Origin of the sequence: Bradyrhizobium sp. (assembly GCF_036735945.1) — a bacterium.
Classification (GTDB): domain Bacteria; phylum Pseudomonadota; class Alphaproteobacteria; order Rhizobiales; family Xanthobacteraceae; genus Bradyrhizobium.
The window spans coordinates 1-21,668 of record NZ_DAINNI010000078.1 but is presented as its reverse complement, the minus strand read 5'-3'; the positions used below and the strand labels follow the sequence as shown (position 1 = coordinate 21,668).

General features: G+C 64.4%; 28 protein-coding genes. 13 read left to right on the top strand and 15 right to left on the bottom strand.

Annotated elements, in window-relative coordinates:
* A partial coding sequence (locus tag V7E26_RS21130; protein ID WP_324419819.1) for a PhnA domain-containing protein occupies positions 1-78 on the top strand: 78 nt, incomplete at its 5' end.
* A gap of 112 nt (positions 79-190) precedes the next feature.
* On the opposite strand, the gene V7E26_RS21125 is transcribed toward V7E26_RS21130, so the two are convergent.
* From V7E26_RS21125 to V7E26_RS21115, 3 genes are all read right to left on the bottom strand, one after another.
* On the bottom strand, positions 191-406 hold the full coding sequence (locus V7E26_RS21125; protein ID WP_324419815.1) for a hypothetical protein: 216 nt from the start codon (positions 404-406) through the stop codon (positions 191-193).
* Between the two features lie 71 nt (positions 407-477).
* Complete coding sequence (locus V7E26_RS21120; RefSeq protein ID WP_324419813.1) at positions 478-1,194, bottom strand: ROK family protein; 717 nt, start codon at positions 1,192-1,194, stop codon at positions 478-480.
* 9 nt (positions 1,195-1,203) lie between these two features.
* Entirely contained in the window at positions 1,204-1,539 is a 336-nt protein-coding gene (locus V7E26_RS21115) for a hypothetical protein (RefSeq protein WP_324419821.1), read from the bottom strand.
* Between V7E26_RS21115 and V7E26_RS21110 the strand changes: the two genes are divergently transcribed.
* Positions 1,459-3,456, top strand: a complete 1,998-nt coding sequence (locus tag V7E26_RS21110; RefSeq protein ID WP_324419817.1) for an ATP-dependent helicase — start codon at positions 1,459-1,461, stop codon at positions 3,454-3,456. The genes V7E26_RS21115 and V7E26_RS21110 overlap by 81 nt on opposite strands.
* Here V7E26_RS21110 and V7E26_RS21105 read toward each other — a convergent pair.
* The 4 genes from V7E26_RS21105 to V7E26_RS21090 all read right to left on the bottom strand — a co-directional run bounded on the left by V7E26_RS21105 (position 3,453) and on the right by V7E26_RS21090 (position 7,616).
* Positions 3,453-5,147, bottom strand: a complete 1,695-nt coding sequence (locus V7E26_RS21105; RefSeq protein ID WP_324419811.1) for an FAD-dependent oxidoreductase — start codon at positions 5,145-5,147, stop codon at positions 3,453-3,455. The genes V7E26_RS21110 and V7E26_RS21105 overlap by 4 nt on opposite strands.
* Positions 5,148-5,238: 91 nt before the next feature.
* Positions 5,239-6,240: a Bug family tripartite tricarboxylate transporter substrate binding protein gene (locus V7E26_RS21100; protein WP_324419809.1), complete on the bottom strand. Its 1,002-nt coding sequence runs from the start codon at positions 6,238-6,240 to the stop codon at positions 5,239-5,241.
* Between the two features lie 249 nt (positions 6,241-6,489).
* Entirely contained in the window at positions 6,490-6,759 is a 270-nt protein-coding gene (locus V7E26_RS21095) for a hypothetical protein (protein WP_324419807.1), read from the bottom strand.
* Between the two features lie 587 nt (positions 6,760-7,346).
* Entirely contained in the window at positions 7,347-7,616 is a 270-nt protein-coding gene (locus V7E26_RS21090; RefSeq protein WP_324419805.1) for a DUF2312 domain-containing protein, read from the bottom strand.
* A gap of 108 nt (positions 7,617-7,724) precedes the next feature.
* Here V7E26_RS21090 and pdxY point away from each other — a divergent pair, with 108 nt between their 5' ends.
* The gene (pdxY, locus tag V7E26_RS21085) at positions 7,725-8,579 is read left to right on the top strand and encodes a pyridoxal kinase PdxY (protein WP_324419803.1); all 855 of its coding nucleotides are present in this window, start codon (positions 7,725-7,727) and stop codon (positions 8,577-8,579) included.
* On the opposite strand, the gene V7E26_RS21080 is transcribed toward pdxY, so the two are convergent.
* Complete coding sequence (locus V7E26_RS21080) at positions 8,576-9,148, bottom strand: septal ring lytic transglycosylase RlpA family protein (protein ID WP_324419801.1); 573 nt, start codon at positions 9,146-9,148, stop codon at positions 8,576-8,578. The genes pdxY and V7E26_RS21080 overlap by 4 nt on opposite strands.
* Positions 9,149-9,380: 232 nt before the next feature.
* On the opposite strand from V7E26_RS21080, the gene V7E26_RS21075 reads away from it, so the two are divergent.
* A complete protein-coding gene (locus tag V7E26_RS21075) occupies positions 9,381-10,286 on the top strand; it encodes a ketopantoate reductase family protein (RefSeq protein ID WP_324419799.1) in 906 nt (301 codons plus the stop codon).
* A gap of 8 nt (positions 10,287-10,294) precedes the next feature.
* On the opposite strand, the gene V7E26_RS21070 is transcribed toward V7E26_RS21075, so the two are convergent.
* The 3 genes from V7E26_RS21070 to V7E26_RS21060 all read right to left on the bottom strand — a co-directional run bounded on the left by V7E26_RS21070 (position 10,295) and on the right by V7E26_RS21060 (position 11,812).
* The gene (locus V7E26_RS21070) at positions 10,295-10,477 is read right to left on the bottom strand and encodes a hypothetical protein (protein WP_324419797.1); all 183 of its coding nucleotides are present in this window, start codon (positions 10,475-10,477) and stop codon (positions 10,295-10,297) included.
* A 210-nt stretch (positions 10,478-10,687) separates the two neighbouring features.
* The gene (locus V7E26_RS21065) at positions 10,688-11,035 is read right to left on the bottom strand and encodes a hypothetical protein (protein ID WP_324419795.1); all 348 of its coding nucleotides are present in this window, start codon (positions 11,033-11,035) and stop codon (positions 10,688-10,690) included.
* Between the two features lie 186 nt (positions 11,036-11,221).
* Positions 11,222-11,812, bottom strand: coding sequence for an NADPH-dependent FMN reductase (locus tag V7E26_RS21060; RefSeq protein ID WP_324419793.1), 591 nt, complete (start codon positions 11,810-11,812; stop codon positions 11,222-11,224).
* Between the two features lie 326 nt (positions 11,813-12,138).
* On the opposite strand from V7E26_RS21060, the gene V7E26_RS21055 reads away from it, so the two are divergent.
* From V7E26_RS21055 to V7E26_RS21045, 3 genes are all read left to right on the top strand, one after another.
* Positions 12,139-12,372, top strand: a complete 234-nt coding sequence (locus V7E26_RS21055; protein WP_324419791.1) for a DUF6894 family protein — start codon at positions 12,139-12,141, stop codon at positions 12,370-12,372.
* A 10-nt stretch (positions 12,373-12,382) separates the two neighbouring features.
* Positions 12,383-12,565 (top strand): hypothetical protein, encoded by a 183-nt coding sequence (locus tag V7E26_RS21050; RefSeq protein WP_324419789.1) that lies wholly within the window; start codon positions 12,383-12,385, stop codon positions 12,563-12,565.
* A gap of 175 nt (positions 12,566-12,740) precedes the next feature.
* On the top strand, positions 12,741-13,748 hold the full coding sequence (locus V7E26_RS21045; protein ID WP_324419787.1) for a hypothetical protein: 1,008 nt from the start codon (positions 12,741-12,743) through the stop codon (positions 13,746-13,748).
* A gap of 49 nt (positions 13,749-13,797) precedes the next feature.
* Here the strand turns inward: V7E26_RS21045 and V7E26_RS21040 are convergent, their stop codons facing one another.
* The gene (locus V7E26_RS21040; RefSeq protein ID WP_324419784.1) at positions 13,798-13,983 is read right to left on the bottom strand and encodes a hypothetical protein; all 186 of its coding nucleotides are present in this window, start codon (positions 13,981-13,983) and stop codon (positions 13,798-13,800) included.
* 230 nt (positions 13,984-14,213) lie between these two features.
* Here V7E26_RS21040 and V7E26_RS21035 point away from each other — a divergent pair, with 230 nt between their 5' ends.
* Positions 14,214-14,447 carry a DUF6894 family protein gene (locus V7E26_RS21035; RefSeq protein WP_324419782.1) on the top strand — a complete coding sequence of 78 codons (234 nt, stop codon included), beginning with the start codon at positions 14,214-14,216 and terminating at the stop codon, positions 14,445-14,447.
* Positions 14,448-14,456: 9 nt separating this feature from the next.
* On the top strand, positions 14,457-14,600 hold the full coding sequence (locus tag V7E26_RS21030; protein ID WP_324419780.1) for a hypothetical protein: 144 nt from the start codon (positions 14,457-14,459) through the stop codon (positions 14,598-14,600).
* Positions 14,601-14,637: 37 nt separating this feature from the next.
* Here V7E26_RS21030 and V7E26_RS21025 read toward each other — a convergent pair whose 3' ends face one another.
* Positions 14,638-15,426: an SDR family NAD(P)-dependent oxidoreductase gene (locus tag V7E26_RS21025; RefSeq protein ID WP_324419778.1), complete on the bottom strand. Its 789-nt coding sequence runs from the start codon at positions 15,424-15,426 to the stop codon at positions 14,638-14,640.
* A gap of 157 nt (positions 15,427-15,583) precedes the next feature.
* On the opposite strand from V7E26_RS21025, the gene V7E26_RS21020 reads away from it, so the two are divergent.
* Positions 15,584-16,018 carry a hypothetical protein gene (locus tag V7E26_RS21020; protein WP_324419776.1) on the top strand — a complete coding sequence of 145 codons (435 nt, stop codon included), beginning with the start codon at positions 15,584-15,586 and terminating at the stop codon, positions 16,016-16,018.
* Positions 16,019-16,034: 16 nt separating this feature from the next.
* Here the strand turns inward: V7E26_RS21020 and V7E26_RS21015 are convergent, their stop codons facing one another.
* Complete coding sequence (locus V7E26_RS21015) at positions 16,035-16,256, bottom strand: hypothetical protein (RefSeq protein ID WP_324419774.1); 222 nt, start codon at positions 16,254-16,256, stop codon at positions 16,035-16,037.
* Between the two features lie 245 nt (positions 16,257-16,501).
* On the opposite strand from V7E26_RS21015, the gene V7E26_RS21010 reads away from it, so the two are divergent.
* A complete protein-coding gene (locus V7E26_RS21010) occupies positions 16,502-16,735 on the top strand; it encodes a hypothetical protein (protein ID WP_324419772.1) in 234 nt (77 codons plus the stop codon).
* Between the two features lie 8 nt (positions 16,736-16,743).
* Here V7E26_RS21010 and V7E26_RS21005 read toward each other — a convergent pair whose 3' ends face one another.
* Positions 16,744-17,484 carry an SDR family oxidoreductase gene (locus V7E26_RS21005; protein WP_324419771.1) on the bottom strand — a complete coding sequence of 247 codons (741 nt, stop codon included), beginning with the start codon at positions 17,482-17,484 and terminating at the stop codon, positions 16,744-16,746.
* 169 nt (positions 17,485-17,653) lie between these two features.
* Here V7E26_RS21005 and V7E26_RS21000 point away from each other — a divergent pair, with 169 nt between their 5' ends.
* Both V7E26_RS21000 and V7E26_RS20995 read left to right on the top strand, forming a co-directional pair.
* A complete protein-coding gene (locus V7E26_RS21000) occupies positions 17,654-19,738 on the top strand; it encodes a methyl-accepting chemotaxis protein (protein WP_324419769.1) in 2,085 nt (694 codons plus the stop codon).
* Positions 19,739-19,882: 144 nt separating this feature from the next.
* Positions 19,883-21,616 (top strand): ATP-binding protein, encoded by a 1,734-nt coding sequence (locus V7E26_RS20995; RefSeq protein WP_324419767.1) that lies wholly within the window; start codon positions 19,883-19,885, stop codon positions 21,614-21,616.
* Positions 21,617-21,668: the final 52 nt, after the last annotated feature.

Sequence of the window (21,668 nt, the reverse complement as noted above, 5' to 3'; positions counted from 1 at the left end):
GACGGCCACAACATCGCCTGCAAGATCGACGGCATCGGCGCGATGAACCTGAAATCGGAATTCGTGAAGAAGGCCTGACGGAACGGCCTGCCGGTTCATCGGCTCTCGCGCCGCGCGGTCGGCTACGTTCTACTTTGCATGGGGTTGTTTTCGCGATTTTGTGTTCCGGGCCCTGCCCGTTCCATGCCGCCTATTGCAGGCCGCGCCGGTGCAGGGTGATGATGACAATGCGAATGATGCAGTCCGAGATCGTCTCGCCGTGCCGTCGCAACCGCTGCAGCCACTGCCAGGTTGCAGCGTCGAGTTCGATCCGCCAGTTGCCGTTCGGCAGGCGCTGTCCGGGCGGGGGCTCGACGATGCTCGCGATCAGGGCGCGGCACTCCTCGGTGATCTCGGTGTCCGGCATCGTGTGAGAAGGAAGTCCTCGCGCCCCGCAGCGCCGCCTGCGTGTTGCCCTGATCCGGCAGGATGCACCAGTTAAATCGCGGCAATGCTGGAGGACTTGAACGCCCGCTTCTTCCATAGCCGGAATCCGCCCTCGAACGCGTTGGTGTTGGCGCCGAGGCGGACCTTGCGCGGCAGCTTGTCGAGCTTGCCGGCGTTGCCGCCGCCGAGCATGACGTAATCCGGCTCCAGCGCGGCGAGCAGGCGCTTCAGGACGTCATCGACCGCGCGCTGCCATTTCTTCCTGCCGACCCGCTTCAGCGCCGCGGCGCCGACGTAATATTCGAATGTCTTGCCGCGCCGGTACGGCAGGTGCGCGAGCTCCATCGGTTCGAGAATGCCGTCCACGATCATCGCGGAACCGAGACCCGTCCCGAGCCCCAGGAACAGCATCCGGCCGCCCTCGTAGCTGCCGATCGCCTGCATCAGCGCATCGTTGACAACCCTGGTCGGCCGGCCAAAAGCCTTTTCGAAATTGAAGCCGGCCCACCCCTGACCGAGATTGTGCGGCTCCGACAACGGCCGGTTGTTCGCCACCGGTCCGGGATAGCCGATCGCGACGACGTCGTAGGACCAGTCCTTCGTCAGCGCCTTGACCTGCCGCACCATCGCCTTCGCGGAAAGATTGGGACCGGACGCGAACGCCCGCCTGACGCGCTCCGTGGAGGTCATGACCTTCACGCGCGAGCCGCCGATGTCGATCGCGAGGACTGTCCGCCGCTGCGTTCGCTTGCCGGTTTTCTTCGCCATGAACTCTATTTACTTCACCACGGCTTTGTTCGCCATCCGACTCCATTTTGTTCGCAAGGAACGAATCGGAATCCGGAAAATCGGCGCGGGCCAATCCTTAACAACAAGTTCTCCCGACAGCGGGACAAAGCGGACATTCGCCGTTGCGAGCACCTGCGAATCGGCCGAGTCTCCGGTGACATGGGGTGATTCGTGCTGGCTGAAACGACCGATCAATATTTGGAAAGCCTCAATCCGGAACAGCGCCGGGCCGTCGAGCACGGCATCGGCGCTGATGGAACCGTGGGCGCGCCGCTGCTCGTCATCGCCGGCGCGGGATCCGGCAAGACCAACACGCTCGCGCATCGTGTGGCCCACCTGATCATCAGGGGCGCCGACCCGCGCCGCATGCTGCTGATGACGTTCTCGCGCCGTGCGGCGTCCGAGATGACGCAGCGTGTCGAACGCATCGCGCGCCGGGTGCTCGGCGACAGGGCCGGCATCATGACGGACGCGCTGGCCTGGGCCGGAACCTTTCACGGCATCGGGGCGCGGCTATTGCGCGAATACGCCGAAAGCATCGGCTTCGATCCGGCCTTCACCATCCACGATCGCGAGGATTCGGCCGACCTGCTCAATCTGGTGCGCCACGAGCTCGGATTTTCCAAGACCGAGTCGCGTTTTCCCGCCAAGGGCACCTGCCTTGCGATCTATTCCCGCTGCGTGAACGCGCAGGCGCCGATCGAGACCGTGCTGGCGCAGCATTATCCCTGGTGTTCGGGATGGGCTGATGAACTCAAGCAATTGTTCGCGGGCTATGTCGAGGCCAAGCAGAAGCAGAACGTGCTCGACTATGACGACCTGCTGCTGTGGTGGTCGCAGATGGTATCCGAGCCTGCGATCGCGGAAGCGATCGGCGGCCGCTTCGACCATGTCATGGTAGACGAATATCAGGACACCAACAGGCTTCAGGCGACGATCCTGCTGGCGCTCAAGCCGGATGGGCGCGGCCTTACCGTGGTCGGCGACGACGCCCAATCGATCTATTCGTTTCGCGCGGCCACCATCAGGAACATTCTGGATTTTCCCGATCATTTCAGTCCGCGGGCGGAGATCGTCACGCTCGACCGCAACTATCGCTCGACCCAGCCGGTTCTGGCCGCCGCCAATGCCGTGATCGGGCTTGCCCGGGAACGCTTCACCAAGAATCTCTGGACCGAGCGTCATTCGGCCCGGCTGCCGCGCCTCGTCACGGTGCGCGACGAGGCCGACCAGGCGCGCTACATCGTCGAACAGGTGCTGGCGAACCGCGAGGAGGGATCGCGGCTGAAGGAGCAGGCCGTCCTGTTCCGGACATCGTCGCACAGCGGCCCGCTGGAGGTTGAGCTGACACGGCGCAATATCCCCTTCGTCAAGTTCGGCGGCCTGAAGTTTCTCGACACCGCCCATGTCAAGGACGTGCTGGCGCTGCTCAAATTCGTCGAGAACCCGCGCGACCGCGTCGCCGGATTCCGCGTGCTGCATCTGTTGCCCGGCATCGGCCCGGCGTCGGCGCAGCGCCTCCTCGATCAAACGACTATAACGGCCGATCCGATCACCGCCCTCGCGACGCTGCCGACGCCACCGCGCGCCGGACAGGACTGGACGGCCTTTGTCGAAACGCTGACCAATATCAGATATTCGGAATGGCCTGTTGATATCGAACGCATCCGGCGCTGGTACACCCCGCATCTGGAGCGGATCCACGAGGATGCCGAAGTGCGGCTGGCCGACCTGCTGCAGCTCGAACAGATCGCCTCGGGTTATCCGTCCCGCGAGCGCTTCCTGACCGAGCTCACGCTCGATCCACCCGATGCGACCAGCGATCGCTCCGGGCCGCCGCTGCGCGACGAAGACTACCTGATCCTGTCCACGATCCATTCGGCAAAGGGGCAGGAATGGAAGGCGGTATACGCGCTGAACGTCGTCGACGGCTGCATGCCGTCCGATCTCGGCGCCGGCACCACGGCTGAGCTCGAGGAAGAGCGGCGCCTGCTCTACGTCGCGATGACGCGAGCCAAGGACGATCTGCATCTGATCGTGCCGCAACGCTTCTTCGTGCATGGCCAGCAGGCCCGCGGCGACCGCCATGTCTATGCGTCGCGGACGCGGTTCATCCCTGACCATCTGGTGAGGCTGTTCGATCGGCAGATCTGGCCGGCGGCGACTCCGGCGGCACGCGCGCCGTCCGGTCAAACGGTGCAGATCGACATTCGCGAACGCATGCGCGGCATGTGGCGTTAGCCTCTGTCGGAGGCGAGGTTGTTCGCGCAGATGAAGCCGAATGTCATGGCGGGTCCCAGCGTTGCACCGGCCCCCGGATAGCTGCCGCCGAATATCGACGCTGCGTCGTTGCCGACCGCATACAGCCCGCCGATCGGCTGCCGGTTCGCGTTCAGAACGCGCGTCTGCGCATCGGTCACGAGGCCATGATAGGTCGCGATATCGCCCGGAATAATCTTCACGGCGTAGAACGGTCCGCTCGAGATATCGCCGATGCAGGGATTGCCCGGGAAATCGCTATCGCCCAGCAGCCGCTGATATGACGTGCGACCGCGTCCGAAGGCACTGTCGTGCCCTGCCTTCGCGTCGCGATTGACCTCTTCAACGGTACGTTCAAGCCTGTCAGCATTGATGCCGGCCGCGACCGCCAATTCGCGAATGGTACGGCCGACCTTGAGGTAACCGGATCGAACATGCGACGACAGCGGCAGTGGCGCCGGCCGGACCGCGCCAAGGCCGTAGCGGCGGATCGTCCGGTGATCGCAAACGACGAAGCCGCAGACCTCGTCCTGCCCGTCGCAGGCGTCGATCATGGCGCGGACGAAGTCGTGGTAGTTGTCGCTCTCGTTGGTGAAACGACGGCCCTGCCTCGTGACCGCGATGACACCGGGCTTGGCGCGGTCGATCAGATGAAAGAACCGTCCGACACTGCCGTCCTTGCGCTTGATCAGCGACACCGGCACCCAGGCGGCCGCATCGGCGAAGCTGTCATCGACCGCCGCGTCGACCTCCTCGGCCATGCGGATCGCATCTCCCGTGTTGGTATCAGGCGCGAGCGAGGCATGCTCGGCGCCTCCCTTCCAATGCTTGAAGTTGCGTCGCTTCCGTTCCTCGTCATGCGGAAACCCTCCGCTTGCGAGAACGACACCGCGCCGTACCCTGACCGAAATCTCCTTGCCGTCCCTTTCAACGAGCGCGCCCGCGACCGCGCCATCTTCCACGGTCAGCCGGATCGCCCTGGTCGAAAGCCATATCGGTATCCGGCGATCGAGCGCAGATTTGAACAGGCGCGCCGATAGCGCATTGCCGTTGACCAGGCGCGTGCCGCGGCGATGGATGAGAACGTCAAGACCGTGCGCGAGTATCCGGGACGCAACGAAGCCTGCCGATTTCACGGAGCGCGTGGCGTTGAGGAAATGCTTGAGATCAGGGCCGCTGTTCAGTCCCATGCCCATGAAGGTGGACTCCTTCATCGGCAGCGCGAGCGTGGGCAGATGCTCCCCGAGCAGCTTGCCGTCGAAGGGCTGCGTATGGATCGAGCGCCCCTGCTCGGCTCCGCCGGGATGATCCGGATGGTAGTCCGGATAATTCTTGCCAAACGCGAACTTTACTTCGGTGTTCTCCTCGAAGAACGCGACCATCCTGCCGGCGCTATAGAGGAAGGCATCGACGCGTGCTTCGTCGTAGTGATTTCCCGCTTCGTGCTGGATATAGGTCTTCGCCTCCCCGATCGGGTCGACGGCGCCCTCACGCGCGGCCAGCGGATTCCCGGGCACCCAGAGCCAGCCGCCGGAACGAGCCGTCGCGCCGCCAACCTGAGCGGCCCTTTCAACGATGAGGACATCAAGCCCCCGGTCCCGCGCGACAATGGCCGTCGCCATTCCCGCCGCGCCCGATCCGATCACGAGAACGTCGCAAACGCTTGATGCCATCGATGCTCCCCAGTCTCGCGGTTATGGTCCGCGATTGACCGGGAATTCATGCGACGATCGAGACGTCCTGGTCAACTGGCGCTGATATCCGTTACCCGCCGCCCTCCGGCTTGATGCCGGCCGCCTTCATGATCGGCAGCAGCCGCCCTTCCTCGCTGTCGCGATAGGCCGATATCTCCCGCGGCGTGGTCGGCCAGGTGGTGGCGCCAAGGTCATTGTAGCGCTGTTGCACCCAGGGATCGTGCAGCGCCTTCACGGTGAGCGCGTTGATCTGCGCGACGAGGTCCGGCGGCATGTTGGCGGGGCCGATCAGCGCGGTCCACGAGGTCAGTTCGTAGCCGGGCAGCAGCTCGGCGAGTGCGGGCACGTCGGGAAGTTCGGCAAGGCGCTTCTTCGAGGTGACCGCGACCGGCCTGATCGCGCCGGAGCGCACGCTCGGCAGCGAGCCCGGCAGATTGTCAAACAGCAGATCGACATTGCCGCCGAGCAAATCGTTCAGCGCCGGTGCGCCACCGCGATAGGGCACGTGGCGGACCTGGACGCCGGCCATGCTGTTCATCATCTCGCCGGAAAGATGCAGCGTGGTGCCGAAGCCTGCGGAGGCGTAGGTGTATTTGCCCGGCTCCTTCTTGAAGGCCTCGAGCAATTCCTTCAGGTCCGCGGAGAACAAACCCTTCTTCGCGGTCAAAATGTTCGGCAATTGCCACATGCCGGAGATGAAGGTGAAATCCTCGCGCGGGCGATACGGCAGCTTGGCGTAGCTGCCGATCGCGAGCACGTTGGAGGCGATGCCGCCGAGCCCGACCGTGTAACCATCCGGCGGCGCTTTCGCGACCGCATCCGCGCCGAGCACGCCGCCGGCGCCGGCCTTGTTCTCGACCACGAAGGACTGGCCGGAGAGTTCACTCAGCTTCTGGCAGAGCACGCGCGAGAGCGTATCGGTGGCGCCGCCGGCCGGAAAACCGTTGACGTATTTCACGGGGCGGATCGGCCAGGCCTCGGCGGCGCGGCCTGCGCGTGGCGCAAGCATTGGTGCGGCGATTGCAGAGCCAAGGAGCGCGAGTGCGCGGCGGCGGTCGATCGACTGCGGCATCGGTGTCCTCCCCTTGTTACGCCGTGCGCCGCCTCGCAGCTTTGCTGCTTTCTGTTTTTCCTTCCCTCCGGCTGACCGGAGGTGGGGCGCGTTCGGCTGGCGTCAGCTTAGGAGGTGCGCGCGAAACTGCAAGGTACGTTGATCGCGACAAAACGGCCGACGATCATAGCGCATCATAACAAAAAGCCCGCGACGAGATCGCGGGCTTTCTGCGTGATGGAAAAATGCGCGCTGCGTATGCGGCGGTTCTCACCGCGTGGTGCGGCCGACGGTTTCGGCGCTGCCCTGTGCGGTCTTGATCTTGCCGCGCGGCGTGAGGACGCTGAGTTGAAGGGGCGTTGCCGAAGTCGGGACCGGCGCGGCTTGCTGGACGTTTTCAGCGCCGAGCACCTGAAGCTGCACGGCCGAAGCCGGCAGGCCGGCCTTCTCGTAGGACGGCAACTCGGCGGCGACCGTGCCGCTGGCGGCAGCCAGGGCGAGTGTAGCAGCGGCGGCGATCGACAGGGAAATCTTGCTCACGTCAGTTCTCCTCAATAGCTTGAAATATGGAGATAAAGTGCAATCTGTTGCATTGCAATAGATGATTGTTGCGACGCACAAGCTTGTGATACCGGATGCAGGAACCGGGCGTTGGTCGCATGAAGCTGCGCGAAGGAACGCACCATCCGCCGAGAGACTGCCCCGGATGTCGCTCCGCTCGTCCGGGCTATGCCCGCTCGCAACACGCCACCACGCGCCATTGCTGATCCCAAAGGCTCCGCCGGCAGCGTAATCATACTCGGCCCGAGCAGCGAGGAAGCGATCGGAGAGCCGGTATTTTGATGAAGCGCACTTTTTGTTCTCCATCCGACTCCATTCTGTTCGCAAGGAACGAATCGGATTCGAAAAAATCAGCGCGGATCGATTCTTAACAAGACGTTTGCGCATCTCTTCGCGCCATTGCGAGCGCAGCAAAGCAATCCATTGCCACCTCACTCGCAGAGAGATGGATTGCTTCGCTGCGCTCGCAATGACGCGAAAGAGTCGGATGCAAGAAAACGCGAATGGCCGGGACAAGCCCGGCCATGATGTAATGTAAACGTGTGTGTGGAACGTGCCAGCAGGTGTTACGCCGCCTTGGCCGTCTTCTCCGCCGGCGCGGTTTCCATCGCGCGCATGTAGAGGTCGAGCAGGCTTTCGCGCTCGTCGCGCTCGTCCTGGTCCTGCTTTCTCAGCTTGATGATTTCCTTGAGAATCTTGATGTCGAAGCCCTCGCCTTTGGCTTCAGAAAAAACTTCCTTCTTCTGCTCGTTCAGCTCCAGCAACTCGGTGTCCAGGTTTTCGATGCGCTCGACGAAGGAACGAATCCGCCCGCCGGGAATGGTGATGTCAGACATGGTACCTCTTTGTTTGACGAGACCGTGAAAATGCCCGCAAAGAAATAACCAATGTGTTAACTTGCGCCGGCTCCGCTTGGTTAATCGCATCGATCCACAAGCCATCTCATGAACGTGATTTCGATTCAGTCACAGGTCGCCTACGGCCATGTCGGCAACAGCGCCGCGGTGTTTCCGCTGCAGATGCACGGCATCGACGTCGTGGCGGTGCCGACCACGCTGCTCAGCAACCGGCCGGGCTATCCAACGATCCGCGGCAAGATGCTGGAGGCGGAACTTGTTGCCGATCTGCTGCGCGGGATCGAGGAGCGTGGCGCAGCCGACCACGCCGACATGATCCTGTCGGGCTATCTCGGCTCGGCGGACACCGCGGCCGTGGTTGCCGATTTCGTCACGCGCGCCAAGGCGAAGAACCCCGCGCTGCGCTATTGCTGCGACCCGGTGCTGGGAGATCGCGACCGCGGCCTGTTCGTCCGCGACGACATTCCGCCGCTGGTGCGCGACCTGCTCTGCCCGCTCGCCGACATGATCACGCCCAATCATTTCGAATTCGAATGGCTGTGCGGCACGAAGGCCGCTTCGATCGATCAGGTCACGAAGGCGGCGCGCACCTTCATGGCGCGCGGCACGGTCGTCATTACCAGCGCGGAGCTATCAGACACGCCTGCGGGTGAGATCGAGACGCTCGCGGTCGAACGCGGCGACGCCTGGCGCGTGCGCACGCCAAAGCTTCCGATCAGTCCGAACGGCACTGGCGATCTGTTTGCCGCGCTTCTGGTTGCTGCGCGCATGCGCGGCGCCGACACCAGGGAGGCGCTCGGCCACGCCGCCTCCGCCATCTTCGCGGCGCTGGAGCGCACCGCGACGCGCGGGACCGAGGAAATGCGCATCGTCGAGAGCGCGGAGCAGCTCGTGCATCCCGAGCGCAAGTTCGAGGCGCGTCGGGTGGAGGCTTATCGCTAATCCACGACGTCGAGCTTGACCTTGGCGACGCCCTTCCCGACCATGCCGAGCGCGCTGGCTGCGGAATAGGAGACATCAACGACGCGCCCATGCACAAACGGACCGCGGTCGTTGACCCGCACCGTCACCGACTCGCCGCTCGCGACGTTGGTCACGCGCAGCTTGGTGCCGAAGGGCAGCGTCGGATGGGCGGCGGTCATGTCGTGCGTGTTGAACTTCTCGCCGCTCGCGGTCTTGGTGCCCTCGGTGTAGTAGCTGGCGACGCCATGCGAAGGTGTCTCGCGGCTGCCTGCGCCGCGCGAAGCCACCGACTGCTTTCTCACGGCGGCGACGCGCCGCTTCATCATCGACGATGTCGACCGGTCCTGGTCCAGCGACGCCTGCCTGACGGGACGAAATTCGGATTTCTTGGCGACGACCGAGGACTGCGCGCAGGCCGCGAGCGATGCCGCTGCCAGCGTGGCCGCCGCCAGCCGGACGAATTGTCCCGCGCGCGCGGCCGAAACGAACCGCGCGTCACATCGAGGATGGCTTGTGCCTGTAGCACCTGTGCCGCCAATAAGAGCCATGTTGCGATCCCCTGCTTGCGCCCCAGCCCAAGCCGAAAACCAACACGAGACCATCGCGGGACCGAATCCGGGCAGAACCGTGGCCAGACGCGATCAGGCAGGGGAATCCATGGCGCAATTCGGTCGAGTGTGGTGATTGCGCCACAGAATCCGGCGATCCCACTGGTTCTACCGCGTCATGACCGTCTAAAACCCTGGTCCGCCCGCAGGGGCGCCAAAACGGGAGAACAGCATGCAAGTGGCAGTCATCGGCGCCGGTGCGGTCGGATGCTATTATGGCGGACTGCTGCTGAAGGCCGGGCACGAGGTGACGTTCATCGGCCGGCAAGTGCATGTCGACGCCATCAACACGCACGGCCTGTTGCTCGATACCCAAAGCTTCAAGGGTCATCTGCCCGCCAGGGCCGCGACCGACACCAGCGACCTCGCCGCGCCCGATCTGGTGCTGGTCTGCGTGAAGTCGGCCGATACCGAAGCGGCAGGCCACGCGCTCGCCGGACGGCTGCGGCCGGAAAGCTCGGTGCTCAGCCTGCAGAACGGCGTCGACAATGCGCCGCGGCTCGCGGCCGTGACCGGCCACGCCGTCATTCCCGTCGTCGTCTATGTCGGCAGCGAAATGGCGGGGCCCGGCCATGTCAGGCATCACGGCGGCGGCGATCTCGCGATCGGTCCTTCACCCGCGAGCGAAAAGCTGGCGCAGGTGCTGCGAGATGCCGGCATCGGCATCTCGATCGCCGATAACATCGACACGACGCTCTGGAGCAAGCTGATCATCAACTGCGCGTTCAACGCGCTGTCGGCGGTCGCCGGCATCGCCTACGGCCCGATGCTGCAGGTCGAGGGCACCAGGGATGTCGTCACCAGCGCCGTGCAGGAAGCAACCACTGTTGCCCGCGCCTGTGGGGTCGCGATCCCGGATGCGCTGATCGATCACATCCTGAACATCCCCACCATCATGCCGAACCAGATGTCGTCGACCGCGCAGGATCTCCTGCGCGGCAAGCCGAGCGAGATCGATTTTCTCAACGGCCATATCGTGCGCAAGGGCGCCGAACTCGGCATTCCGACGCCGACCAATCAGGCGCTGCAGGTGATGGTGAAGCTCGCCGAGCGCGGCAAGAACCGTCGGGCGGATTAGCTCTGCGCCTACGCCACCATTCGCTTCTCGAGGATCTTTCGGAAGTCGGTCGCCAGGCTCGTGTAATAGGTGGCCAGCACTTCGTAGAACGTCTGCTGCGCCTTGTCCTTGGCCTCGCGCGCCTGGGCTTCGCATCTGGAAGCCCTGCTCTCATACTTCTCGACCTTGGTCTGAAGTTCAGCCACCACCATCGTCATCACTCCCCACGCCACCCACTCACGAAGACGATGCTATGCCCACACGCGTCAAAAAGATGACAGCGTTGGGGAGATTTCGCAGCACAGCCGTGAGCAAGACGTGACGCACGGGCACGATCCGAAAAAAAACGGACATCGATTTTCGGTGGAGATCTCAAACCGGAAGATGAGATCAAGATGCGATCTACTTGATCGCATTACGGTCTAACGCGACGGCACCACGGCCGGCGGGCGGAACGAGGATCGCGCGGTGGATTTCGAAGGCTTCGCCGGCATGCGCTTTCCGCCGTCGACCGATTCCAGATAGGACGACAGCTCCCAGGCCGAGCTCGCGCTGCTGGAATAGTGTTTCTGCAGAAACAGATAGAGCGTGAGCCGGAAGCGGCCCTTGGCGAGCCCGCGTGGGCTGCGGTGGCAGGTGGAACAGCCCTCGGCGAACAGCTTTTGCGGCGATTTGCTCTGATCGAGGTTCTGCGCGCCGATCGCGGCCCCGCTGAGCGCGGCCATCACGGCAACAACAAGCAGGCCACAGCCGATCTTCGCTGGCGACATCAATTCCGTACCGTGAATGGACGACCGGCGGCCAGCTCGATGAGCAAGGTCGGAAGGCCGTCCGTGAAGGGCAAAGCCAATCTGTTGCCCGCGCGTGGCGAAAGATGGGCGAGACTTTTGCGCTTCGAAGGCTCCGAATGGGCATCGCAGGACGCGCGCCAACCGCGCGGCTGCCGCGTCGATCTCTCAGTAAGGCGGCTTTTTGCGCTCCCGCTGCGCCCGCGCCGCCTCCATCCACCAGGCGAGATCATCGGCAAAGCGCGGAAAGGCATGCGTCAGCGCCTTGCCGCCCTCACCCATCGGCTTTCCGTCTTCCGAAAGCGTCTGCGCGATCGGGCCGACCGCGATCGTGCTCGAGATCACCACCATGCCCATTTCCGACAGCGTGCCGTGCCAGGCGAGCGCCGCGCGGGCGCCCGAGAAGCGGCCGGCCGAGTAGCTCGCGATCGCCGCCGGCCGCCAAAACCATTCCTCCAGGAAATGATCGGTGAGGTTCTTCAGCCCCGGCTGCATGCCCCAATTATATTCGCCGGTCACGAACACAAACCCGTCGGCGTCGCGGATCTGGCTCGCGAGCTTTTCCAGTACATCCGGCGCCTCGCCCTTCGGATGCTCCTTGTACATCCGGTCGAGCATCGGCAGGCCGACCGCCTTGGCGTCGATCAATTCGACATCGTCGCCCCGTGCGCGCAATCCCTCGACCACGAACTGCGCCAGTCGAATGCCCATGCGGTCGGAGCGATAGGACCCGTAAAAGACGAGAACGCGGTTGCTCATGGGACCTCAACCTTCAGACATTGGGTGATGCAGTCGAACCATGCGTGCCCACCCCAAGCAAGACATCTTCCGGCAGCCGATTCATAGCACTGCGAGTCTCTCGACGCCTCGAAGAGAAAAGGCCGGCGGGCATTACGCCGCCGGCCTCCTCTTGCAACTGCCGGCTCGGGAAGGTCCGGTTCCGCTGCGCTTCCATGTGCCTAAAGTTTCACCAGCACATCTTAATAAAATCTTAAGTAGTAACTGTGATGTGCCTCACAGAGGTGCAGAACCTTGTCCGGCTAGCCTGCAACCAACGATGCAGATCGCAGCAACAGGAGGCCGACATGACCCAGGTCTTTTTTCACTGCTCGAACTCGCGGGAAGTCCGGCTCGACCGGTCCGGCGAAACGGTGACCGACCTCGCCGAAGCGCGCGATCGCGCCGCCTGCATCGTCCGTTCGATGATCATGGGCCGGGACGCGGAAGATTGGCGCGACTGGGTCGTGCATGTGAACGACGATTTCGACGACGAACTGTTCGTTCTGCCCTTCGCCTTCGTCCTCGGCAAACCGCATTGAGGAGGCTGCCATGCTGCCGGCACGCCCGCCCTACATGCCGCTGCTCCGCCGTCTCGATGCTGTCGTGGCGCGGTGCCATCGCCTGATCCAGCGCGTCAGCGACCCCTATCGTCCCGAGCGCCACTACATGCGCGGCCCCGGCCCGAAATGGCGCGCCCGCCACCGCGCCGACGTCGCAGGCGCGGCGCTGTAAGGAGCCTTTTCTCCCGGTTCCCGACGGCGCTCGTCTCCCGCGGCCTCAACCTCTTCACGAGATTGCCTTGCTTTGGTCAAACCACGCTGGCCGTGTGCGGCTGGGCAGAGGTTTTTCCACGCAGCGACACATGCTCGCCGCCCTGTAACGGGTGCTATTGAGCAAGGGACCGCCAATGCAATCCATGCCAAAGCTAAAAGATTCCAATCCGCACGACGCCTACTTTGCAATCGAATCGCTGTTGCATGCGCACGCCGAAAAGAAGCCGCATGCCGAACAGGCGCCGCCGCTGGCGCACGATCCGGCTGCGCCACCAGCGGCGCCGCAGGTGCACGTCGTCCCGCCGATCTCCGTCGGCGCGCCGAACACGCAGGTCGAACCGAGCTTCGGCGCGCCGGTAGCGCGTGACATCGAGGTCCGCAGCGCCGCCACTCCGAAGGCCAAGCCCGTCGAGATCAAGGTCGACGTCCTGAAGGCGCCGGACGATCGCCGGACGGCGAAATGGGTCAGACGCACTTTCATGGTGCTGCTCGGCCTTGTCGGCGTTATCGCTGCCGCCGCCTGGCAGCATTATGGCGATGACGCCAAGGCGATGGCCGTCGAGTGGACGCCGCCCTTCGTGTTGGCTGCGTTGCCTTCGACAGTCTGGCCTGCCAGCGCGGAGCAGCCGACCGCGGCGGCAACGGAAGCTGCGGCAACGGATCAGGCCGCTCAACCGGCATTGGCGGCGGCAACAGCCCCCGCTCAGCCCGATCCCGCTACCGCGGCTCCGGTGGCCGAATCGACCCAGTTGCAATCGATGGCGCAGGATCTCGCGGCGATGGGGCAGCAGGTCGAGGAGTTGAAGGCCACTATCGCGCAACTCAAGGCGAGCCAGGCGCAGATGGCGCGCGAACTGGCCAGAGCTTCGGAGACAAAGCCTGCCGAGGCCAAGGGTGCTGAGGCCAAGGCTGCGGTGGTAGCGCTGCCTCCAGCGGTGCGCCCGGCCGCTCCGCCCGTGCGCAAGCCCAAGCCGCCGGCCCATTCCTCCGCGCTGCCCTATTCGCCCGCGCCGATCGCGGCGGCGCCGGTCGCGCCGCCTCCGCCGGTACAGGCCGCCGCAGCGCCACCGCCGGCGCCGCCGCGGCAGACGATCGCCGACGACGGCGAGCCGGTGGTGCGCCCGCCGATGCCGCTGCGATAATTCAGCACGTGATCCGGATGCGGCACGCCGCATCCGGAAAACAAATCTGCTAGCTCTGATGCGGCCCCCGCATCATCTTCATGGCGTCCTCGATATGGCGCCATTCCCTGGCTTCCTCGGCGTCACCCTTGCTCTCGCAGGCCTGGGCATTGTGGGCGGCCTGCGCGATTGCGGTGAGGCCGTGCTTCTCCATCATCTGCCGCGCAATCGTATGGATCTGCATTTCCGACATCATGACGCTCTCCCGGGGTTCCATCGCCACACGCCACGACGTTTCAACCGCCGCGGCATGTTCGTGAAACGGCCGAGGTGAAAGTTCCGTTCCTTCGCGCGAAGCAGATAATTTCAGACAATTTTGTCGACCGGTTCCACCTGCGGTCGAAAGATCACCCGTAGTATCCCCGAATATCAAGCTGGTCCCGGGCTTGGTATTTTCGGTGCGAATCACCATCGCGGGAGACGGACATGGCACGAGTCTATTTCCATTGCTCCAATGCCGAAGGCGACGGTTTTGAGCAGCGCGGCGCCGCCGTCGAAAACTTCGCCGAGGTGCGCGCCCACGCCGCCCGCGTCGTGCAGTCGCTGATCATGCTGCACGACCCGGAAGACTGGCGGGACTGGACGCTGCATGTCAGCGACGATCTCAACAACGAAATCTTCGCCTTGCCGTTTTCGACCATGCTCGGCAATCCGCATTGAGGTGCCGCCATGCTGGCCCTGCAACCGCTTCTCACGCAGCTCGCCGAAATCGCCATCCGTTGGCAGCGGCTGCTCGACGTCGCCCGCTACCGGCCCGAATTGCACTACATGCGCGGCCCCGGCCCGAAATGGCACGCCAAGCATGAGCCGTAGGGCGGAATAGCTCCGTCACCCGAGCGTCGAACACATATTACAAATTCTCCAATTCCGGCGGCTCGAACCAGTTCGTCAGCGACAACCCGCCGTCGATCACGATCGCGGCGCCCGTCACGTAGCCCGAGATGCGGTTCGACAGCACCGCGAGCGCCAGCGGCGCGAGGTCCCTGGCCTGGCCGAGCCGGCCGAGCGGAATGTGCCGGGCGAGCGCAGGGCTCGCCACGAAGCCGCCAGCCGCGATCGCGCCCGGCACCAGTGCGTTGACGCGGATGTCGAAGCGGCCGAACGTCTTGGCCAGTTCCTTCACCAGCATCGAAAGCCCCGCCTTCGACGTCGAATAATGCGGCAGGTTGCGCGGCGTGCCGGCGTGCAGCGAGGTCAGCAGCAGGAACGAGCCCGGCGATTTGTCCGCGATCAGCTTGCGCGCCAGTTCGCGCGACAGATGGAATCCGGCCTCCAGGTTCACCGCATGCATTCGCGCCCAGGTTTCCGTGGCGACGCCCAGCGCGTGGTCGCTCTCGCGCCGCGGCGGCGAGGCGCTATGCACGAAGTGCGTCACGCGTCCCAGCACGTTGGCTGCTTCGGTCAGCAACGCATCGCGCGCCGCGGGATCGGCGAGATCGCCGACCCACGGCATCGCCAGCTCCGGCCGGGCCGAAGTCTTGATCGCCGCCGTCACCGTATCCGCGTTGACATCAGCGAACACCGTGCGCACGCCCTCGCCGACCAGCGCCTGCGCGATCGCGCGTCCGATCCCGTTGCCCGCGCCGGTGACGAGCGCCGCATCGGTCGCCGGATCGAATGGATTGTCGAGCAGGCCCATCGTTTCGCATCTCCGTTTCGCTGTTGCATCGCAGCGTCTACCTGGCGGGTGCGATGCTACGCCGTATCATTCCGTCACAGCAACTTCACCGTCAGGTTGCTTTCACCTGACTTGAAACCGGCCTAATGTTCCCGTGTAACTTGGCGGGCTCACCACCATGCAAACCCGGGTCCGAAAAGTCGCCCACGTTCTGGAACGCCTTGGACTTGCAATGGCAGGCGCGGCGAGCGGCCTGTTTGTGGCGGCGCTGGTGGGAACGAGCTATTCGGCGTTGACCAGCCAGGCCTTCCTGCTGCTGATGATGATCGGCGGGGCCGTCGGCTTCTATCTCGGCATCGATACCCCGCCTTTGCCGCTCAGCGCATCGAACGGCCGCCCCACCGACGGCGACTGGGTCGGCAAGATCGACGCGCCGGAACTGTTGAGCGCCATCGGCACCTTTCTGGCGGCATTCTCGGCGTTCGCCTGCGTCGGCATCATCGTGCTGCGCCACGATCCGCATCTGGCGTGGATATCGATGATCATGGTCGGATGGGTGGTCGGCGTGACCATGCAGATCGTCGCCGGCACGATTGCGCGCCTGCGCCGCTGATCGGGAAAGCCTGAACTCAGCTCTCGTCTTCCAATGTCAGCACCAAGCCGGTCAGCGCCGCGCCGATGCCGAACATCAGGCCGTAGGTCGTGACCAGCATCACCATGGTCTGAACCGGCGCCTCGCTCCTGGCAACGAGATCCCTGACATGAAACGTATCGATCAGGCTGAGCAACAGGACCAGCGACAGGCCAAGCGCGACGCCCATCAGGAAATGGGTCAACAGCGCGTTGAACATAGATCTTTTCGGACGCATGGACGCTGCACCCTCAGCATGATGCAAGCCAACGCGCGGCCGAAAGGACTGTTCCTCCACGGGCGGACAGAATTCGTCCTGCGCCGCATCCCCCGCCCGTTTGCAAAGCGTTAAGCACGCACTGGCATTGCACGCCTCCATTCCCAAAAATCTCCACAATCCTTTCTAGAAACGAAGCGTCCGCTTTCGACAGAGGAGAATTTCAGATGCGACTAGGGCAAGCGATCTTGTTCGGCTCGGCGGCCGCCCTCCTCACCCTGGCAGCGCCGACGCTCGCCAGAAATTCGAGTGCGCATTCGCACACGATGAAGGCAACGGAGGCGCCGGTATCGTCGCCTTGCCAAGCCTATCAGCAGGCGGCCGACGGCACATGGATGCAGTTGCCCTGTCAGGAAATGGGTTCCAAGGCGCCCGCCCAGCCGCGTTCCGCCGCAAAGGGTGCAACCGAAGAAACCCGGTGAATGCCGAGTTAGCGCCGTAGCCAATCGTCGAAACGCGTCGGCATGATCCGCGCACCGTCGTCCGGGACCAGTGTGCGCAGCGCGAGCGGTGCGCCGAAATAGGGCACATCGGCACCAGCCACGACCTTGCTGGTATCGCCCTGTTTGCGCAGCCAGCGGGCGACGAAATCAGAAAGCGGCGCCGCCTCCGGGCCCGCGACCTCGCGGATGCCGTTGGCGGGTGCGCCGAGCGTCACGTCGGCCAGCGCTTCCGCGACCTCGTCGGAAAGCAGCGGCTGCATCAACTGGCTGGAAACATGGACCTCGCCGTCCCTGCGCCCGGAATCTCCGACCGCACCGACGAATTCGTAGAACTGGGTGGCGCGCAGGATCGTGTAAGCGAGGCCGGAAGCCGTGATCAGCCGTTCCTGCGCCAGCTTGGCGCGGAAATAGCCGCTGCTCTCCAGCCGGTCGGTGCCGACGACCGACAAGGCGACAAGTTGCCGGATGCCGGCCTGCTTTGCCGCCGCGACCAGGTTGCGCGTCCCCGTCTCGAAGAAGTGCAGCACCACCTTGTCCTCGAACGAGGGCGAATTTGACACATCGACGGCAATGTCGGCGCCCGCGAGCGCTGACCGCAGCCCCTCGCCGGTCACCGCGTTGACACCCCGGCTCGGCGAGGCCTGCAGCACCTCGTGACCGCGCGATGTGAGCAATGGCGCCAGTTTCGAGCCGATCAGCCCGGTGCCGCCGATGATGACGATTTTCATTTGGTTCCTCCACTCCAAAGGCTGCGGTCGCAATCCGCGGGCCTACGGTATCAGGACGAGCCGGACGGCGCCGGTGTGACACACATCCTAGCGTAAACCCGGGATTAATTTGCACCACCTATGCTGGTGGCCCCGCACCGTCGCATCAGTCAAATTGGCCTTAAATCCCATGAAAATCGATACCCTTCTCACTGCTGCCATCGTCTCGCTTTCCGCCGTCGGTGGCGGGCTCGCCGTCTATGTGGCGGTTTCGAAATATCAGACCATGGAAAGCGTCTCGATCGCCCAGAGCCGGCTGGAAGTCGTCCGCGCTGTCGGTGACATCCCCCGCTACATGAACTCCGAGCGCGGCTTCGCCACCAATATCCTCTACGGGCCGCCGGCGGTGGACCCCGCGATCCGTAAGGAGCTCAACGAGAAGGTGCGTAAAAATACCAATGGCGCACACGACAAGATGAACGCGGTCCGCAAGAACCTTTCGGGCGGCCTCGACGACGCCATGGCGATAGGCACCAGCATCGACGAGCTGAACGTGAAGTTCAACGCGCTGCGCGATGCCATGGACAAGGCGATCGACGGCCCGGCCGATGCGCGCAAGGACGCCGCCCGGAAGCTCGTCTCCGACAATGCCGTGTTCAACGCCGCGGCGACCAAGCTTCTGGACGAGCAGGTGCGCCGCATGGCAAAGCTCGACGGCGATGCCTACCGGCAGGCCGTCTACGCCAACATCGCCTGGAATTTGCGCGACGTCGGCGGTTACAACTCCAGCCTCCACAAGAACCTCGTTGGCGCCAATCGCGCAGCCACCGAAGCGGAGAAAATGGAGTATTCGCGCTCGCAGGGCCGCGCCGACCAGATCCAGATGTCGCTGATGGAATTGCGCGGCAACCCGGCAACGCCTGCCAACGTGGCGGCTGCGCTGGAGAAGATGAACGACATCTTCATCACGCGATTCGGCAAGGAACTGAAGCTCGTCAAGGACGGCGCGGCTTCAGGCAAATACGAGCATAACGTCGACTTCTTCTATGCCGAATCCCAGGTCGCCCTCGGCGCGGTCGTCGACGTTCGCAACGCCTTCTACGACAATGCCGAGCAGATTCTGGGCTCGGCCTATTCCTCCGCGCGCTTCAGCTTCTTGATCGCGCTTGCGGGCCTCATCGCCGTGGCTGCGGCCAGCGCCGCGATGATCGTGATGGTGCGCCGTCGCATCTGCGCGCCGATCGTCGACCTCACCGCCACCATGTCGCGGATGGCCAGCGGCGACGTCTCCGGTGAAGTCGCCGGCGCCGAACGCGATGACGAGATTGGCGCGATGGCGGCCGCCGTGCGCGTATTCAAGGACAACATGATCGCGGCCGAGCGCCTCACCGCCGAGAAGGCCAGCGAGAGCGACGGCAAGATGCGCCGCGCCCAGATGCTCGACGAACTCACCCGCGCCTTCGAAGCCAAGGTCACCGAGCTGGTCGGCGGGCTGTCGGCCGCGTCCTCGATCATGGAAGACACCGCGCAGTCGATGTCCTCGACGGCCACGCTGACCAATCGTCAGGCCGCGATCGTCGCCGCCGCGTCCAGCCAGACCTCAGGCAACGTGCAGACGGTGGCGAGCGCCACCGAGGAGCTGGCCTCCTCGATCTCCGAGATCGGCCGCCAGGTTGCACAATCGACCGAGATCGCCGCCCGCGCGGTCGACAACGCGCGACGCACCGGCGATACCGCCCGCTCGCTCGCCGAAGGCGCGCAGAAGATCGGCGATGTCGTGACGCTGATCCAGAGCATTGCCGCGCAGACCAACCTGCTGGCATTGAACGCGACCATCGAAGCCGCGCGCGCCGGCGATGCCGGCCGCGGCTTCGCCGTCGTGGCATCCGAGGTCAAATCGCTGGCCGGCCAGACCGCCAAGGCGACCACCGAAATCTCCGAGCAGATCGCCGCGATCCAGGCGGCGAGCGACCAGACCGTGACCGCGATCCAGAACGTCGCCAACGTGATCGCCGAGATCGACCAGATCGGCACCGCGATCGCGGCGGCGATCGAGGAACAGGGTTCCGCGACCAAGGAAATCTCGCGCAGCGTCCAGGAGGCAGCCCGCGGCACCCAGGAGGTCAACTCCAACATCACGGGGGTCCAGAAGGCCGCCGACGATACCGGCGCCGCCGCAAACCAGGTGCTGGGCGCCGCCGAGCAATTGTCGTCGCAGTCCAAGGATCTCGCCGGCCAGGTCAACCGCTTCCTGTCGGAGGTGCGGGCGGCGTAAGGCCTGCCTTCGCGAACGCGCTATCAAACGGCCGGCCCGCGGGCTAAAAAGGGGAACTTTTGGTCCCGCAGGAGCTTGATAGCGCGCAATGAGCCAAGTCCCTGTACCCACCGCTGCACGTCCGATCGCTCTGGGCGGCTGGCCGTGACGGTGATCGACCTCGACGAACTGCGGCGGAAGATTGCGGCGCTGGAGGCAGAGAACGCGAGGCTCAGGGCGCTCGCCGTTGCCGACAATACCGAACTGGCGCGGGCCGAGACCGCGCTCGCCGACAGCGAGCAGAGATACCGCACGCTGTTCAACTCGATCGATGAAGGCTTCTGCATCATCGAATTCTTCGACGGCCCGCACGGCCCGCTCAGCGACTATGTGCATATCGAGGCCAATCCGGCCTATACGCTGCATGCCGGCATTCCCAATGTGGTCGGACAGAAGCTGCGCGAAATGGTGCCCGACGAGGCCGACGGCTGGGCCGAGCTCTATGGCGGCGTGCTGCGGACGGGCGTGCCGATCCGCTTCGAGCGCGAGCTGATTGCGACCGGCCGCCATCTCGAGCTTGCGGCCTTCCGGATCGAGCCAGCCAGCCGACGCCAGGTCGCGGTGCTGTTCCAGGACATCACCAAGCGCAAGCGTGCCGAGGCCGAGGCCCAGCGATTCAACGAGACGCTGGAGGCGCGCGTCGAGGAAGCAATCGCCGAGCGCAAGCAGGCCGAGGAGGCACTGCGGCAGTCGCAGAAAATGGAAGCCGTCGGCCAGCTTACCGGCGGCATCGCCCATGACTTCAACAACCTCCTGACCGGGATCATCGGCTCGCTGGAGCTGCTCGAGGTCCGGCTGCGCCAGGGCCGCACCTCCGATATCCAGCGCTACGTCGCGGCCGCGCAAGGCGCGTCGAAGCGCGCCGCGGCGCTCACCCATCGCCTGCTGGCGTTTTCGCGACGCCAGACCCTCGATCCCAAGCCGACCGACGTGAACCGGCTGGTGATGGACATGGAGGAATTGATCCGCCGCACCGTGGGGCCGCAGATCACGCTCGAAGTGGTGACCGCCGGCGGCCTGTGGTCGACATTGATTGACGCGTCCCAGCTCGAAAGCGCGCTGCTCAACCTCTGCATCAACGCCCGCGATGCCATGCCGGAAGGTGGACGCATCACGATCGAGACCGCGAACAAATGGCTTGATGACCGCGCCGCTGTCGAACGCGACCTGCCGCCCGGGCAATATCTGTCGCTCTGCGTCACCGATACCGGTACCGGCATGACGCCGGAGGTGACCGCGCGCGCCTTCGATCCGTTTTTCACCACCAAGCCGATCGGCCAGGGTACCGGCCTCGGGCTGTCGATGGTCTATGGCTTCGTGCGCCAGTCTGGCGGGCAGGTCCGCATCTATTCCGAAGTCGGCAGCGGCACCACGATGTGCCTGTATCTGCCGCGACATTACGGCGACGCGTCGGAGATTCCCACCATCACCTCCACAACCGCATCGGCACGCGCGCCGACCGGCAAGACGGTGCTGATCGTCGATGACGAACCAAGCGTGCGGATGCTGGTCACCGACGTGCTCGAAGATCTCGGCTATGCCTCGATCGAAGCGGCCGACGGCCCTGCAGGGCTGCGGATCCTGGAATCCGAAGCGGAGATTGACCTCTTGATCAGCGATGTCGGCCTGCCCGGCGGCATCAACGGCCGGCAATTGGCCGATGCCGCGCGCGTGACACGGCCCGACCTCAAGGTGCTGTTCATCACCGGTTATGCCGAGAACGCCATCATTGGAAACGGACAGCTTGCTCCGGGCATGCGGATATTGACCAAGCCCTTCGTGGTGGAGACGCTGGCCAATCGCATCCACGACATGATCGGCGAGGATGGAAAGCGCTAGCCCGTCTTCGCGGATTGGCGGGTTTTGAAGACACCCGGTCGTTATAAATCAA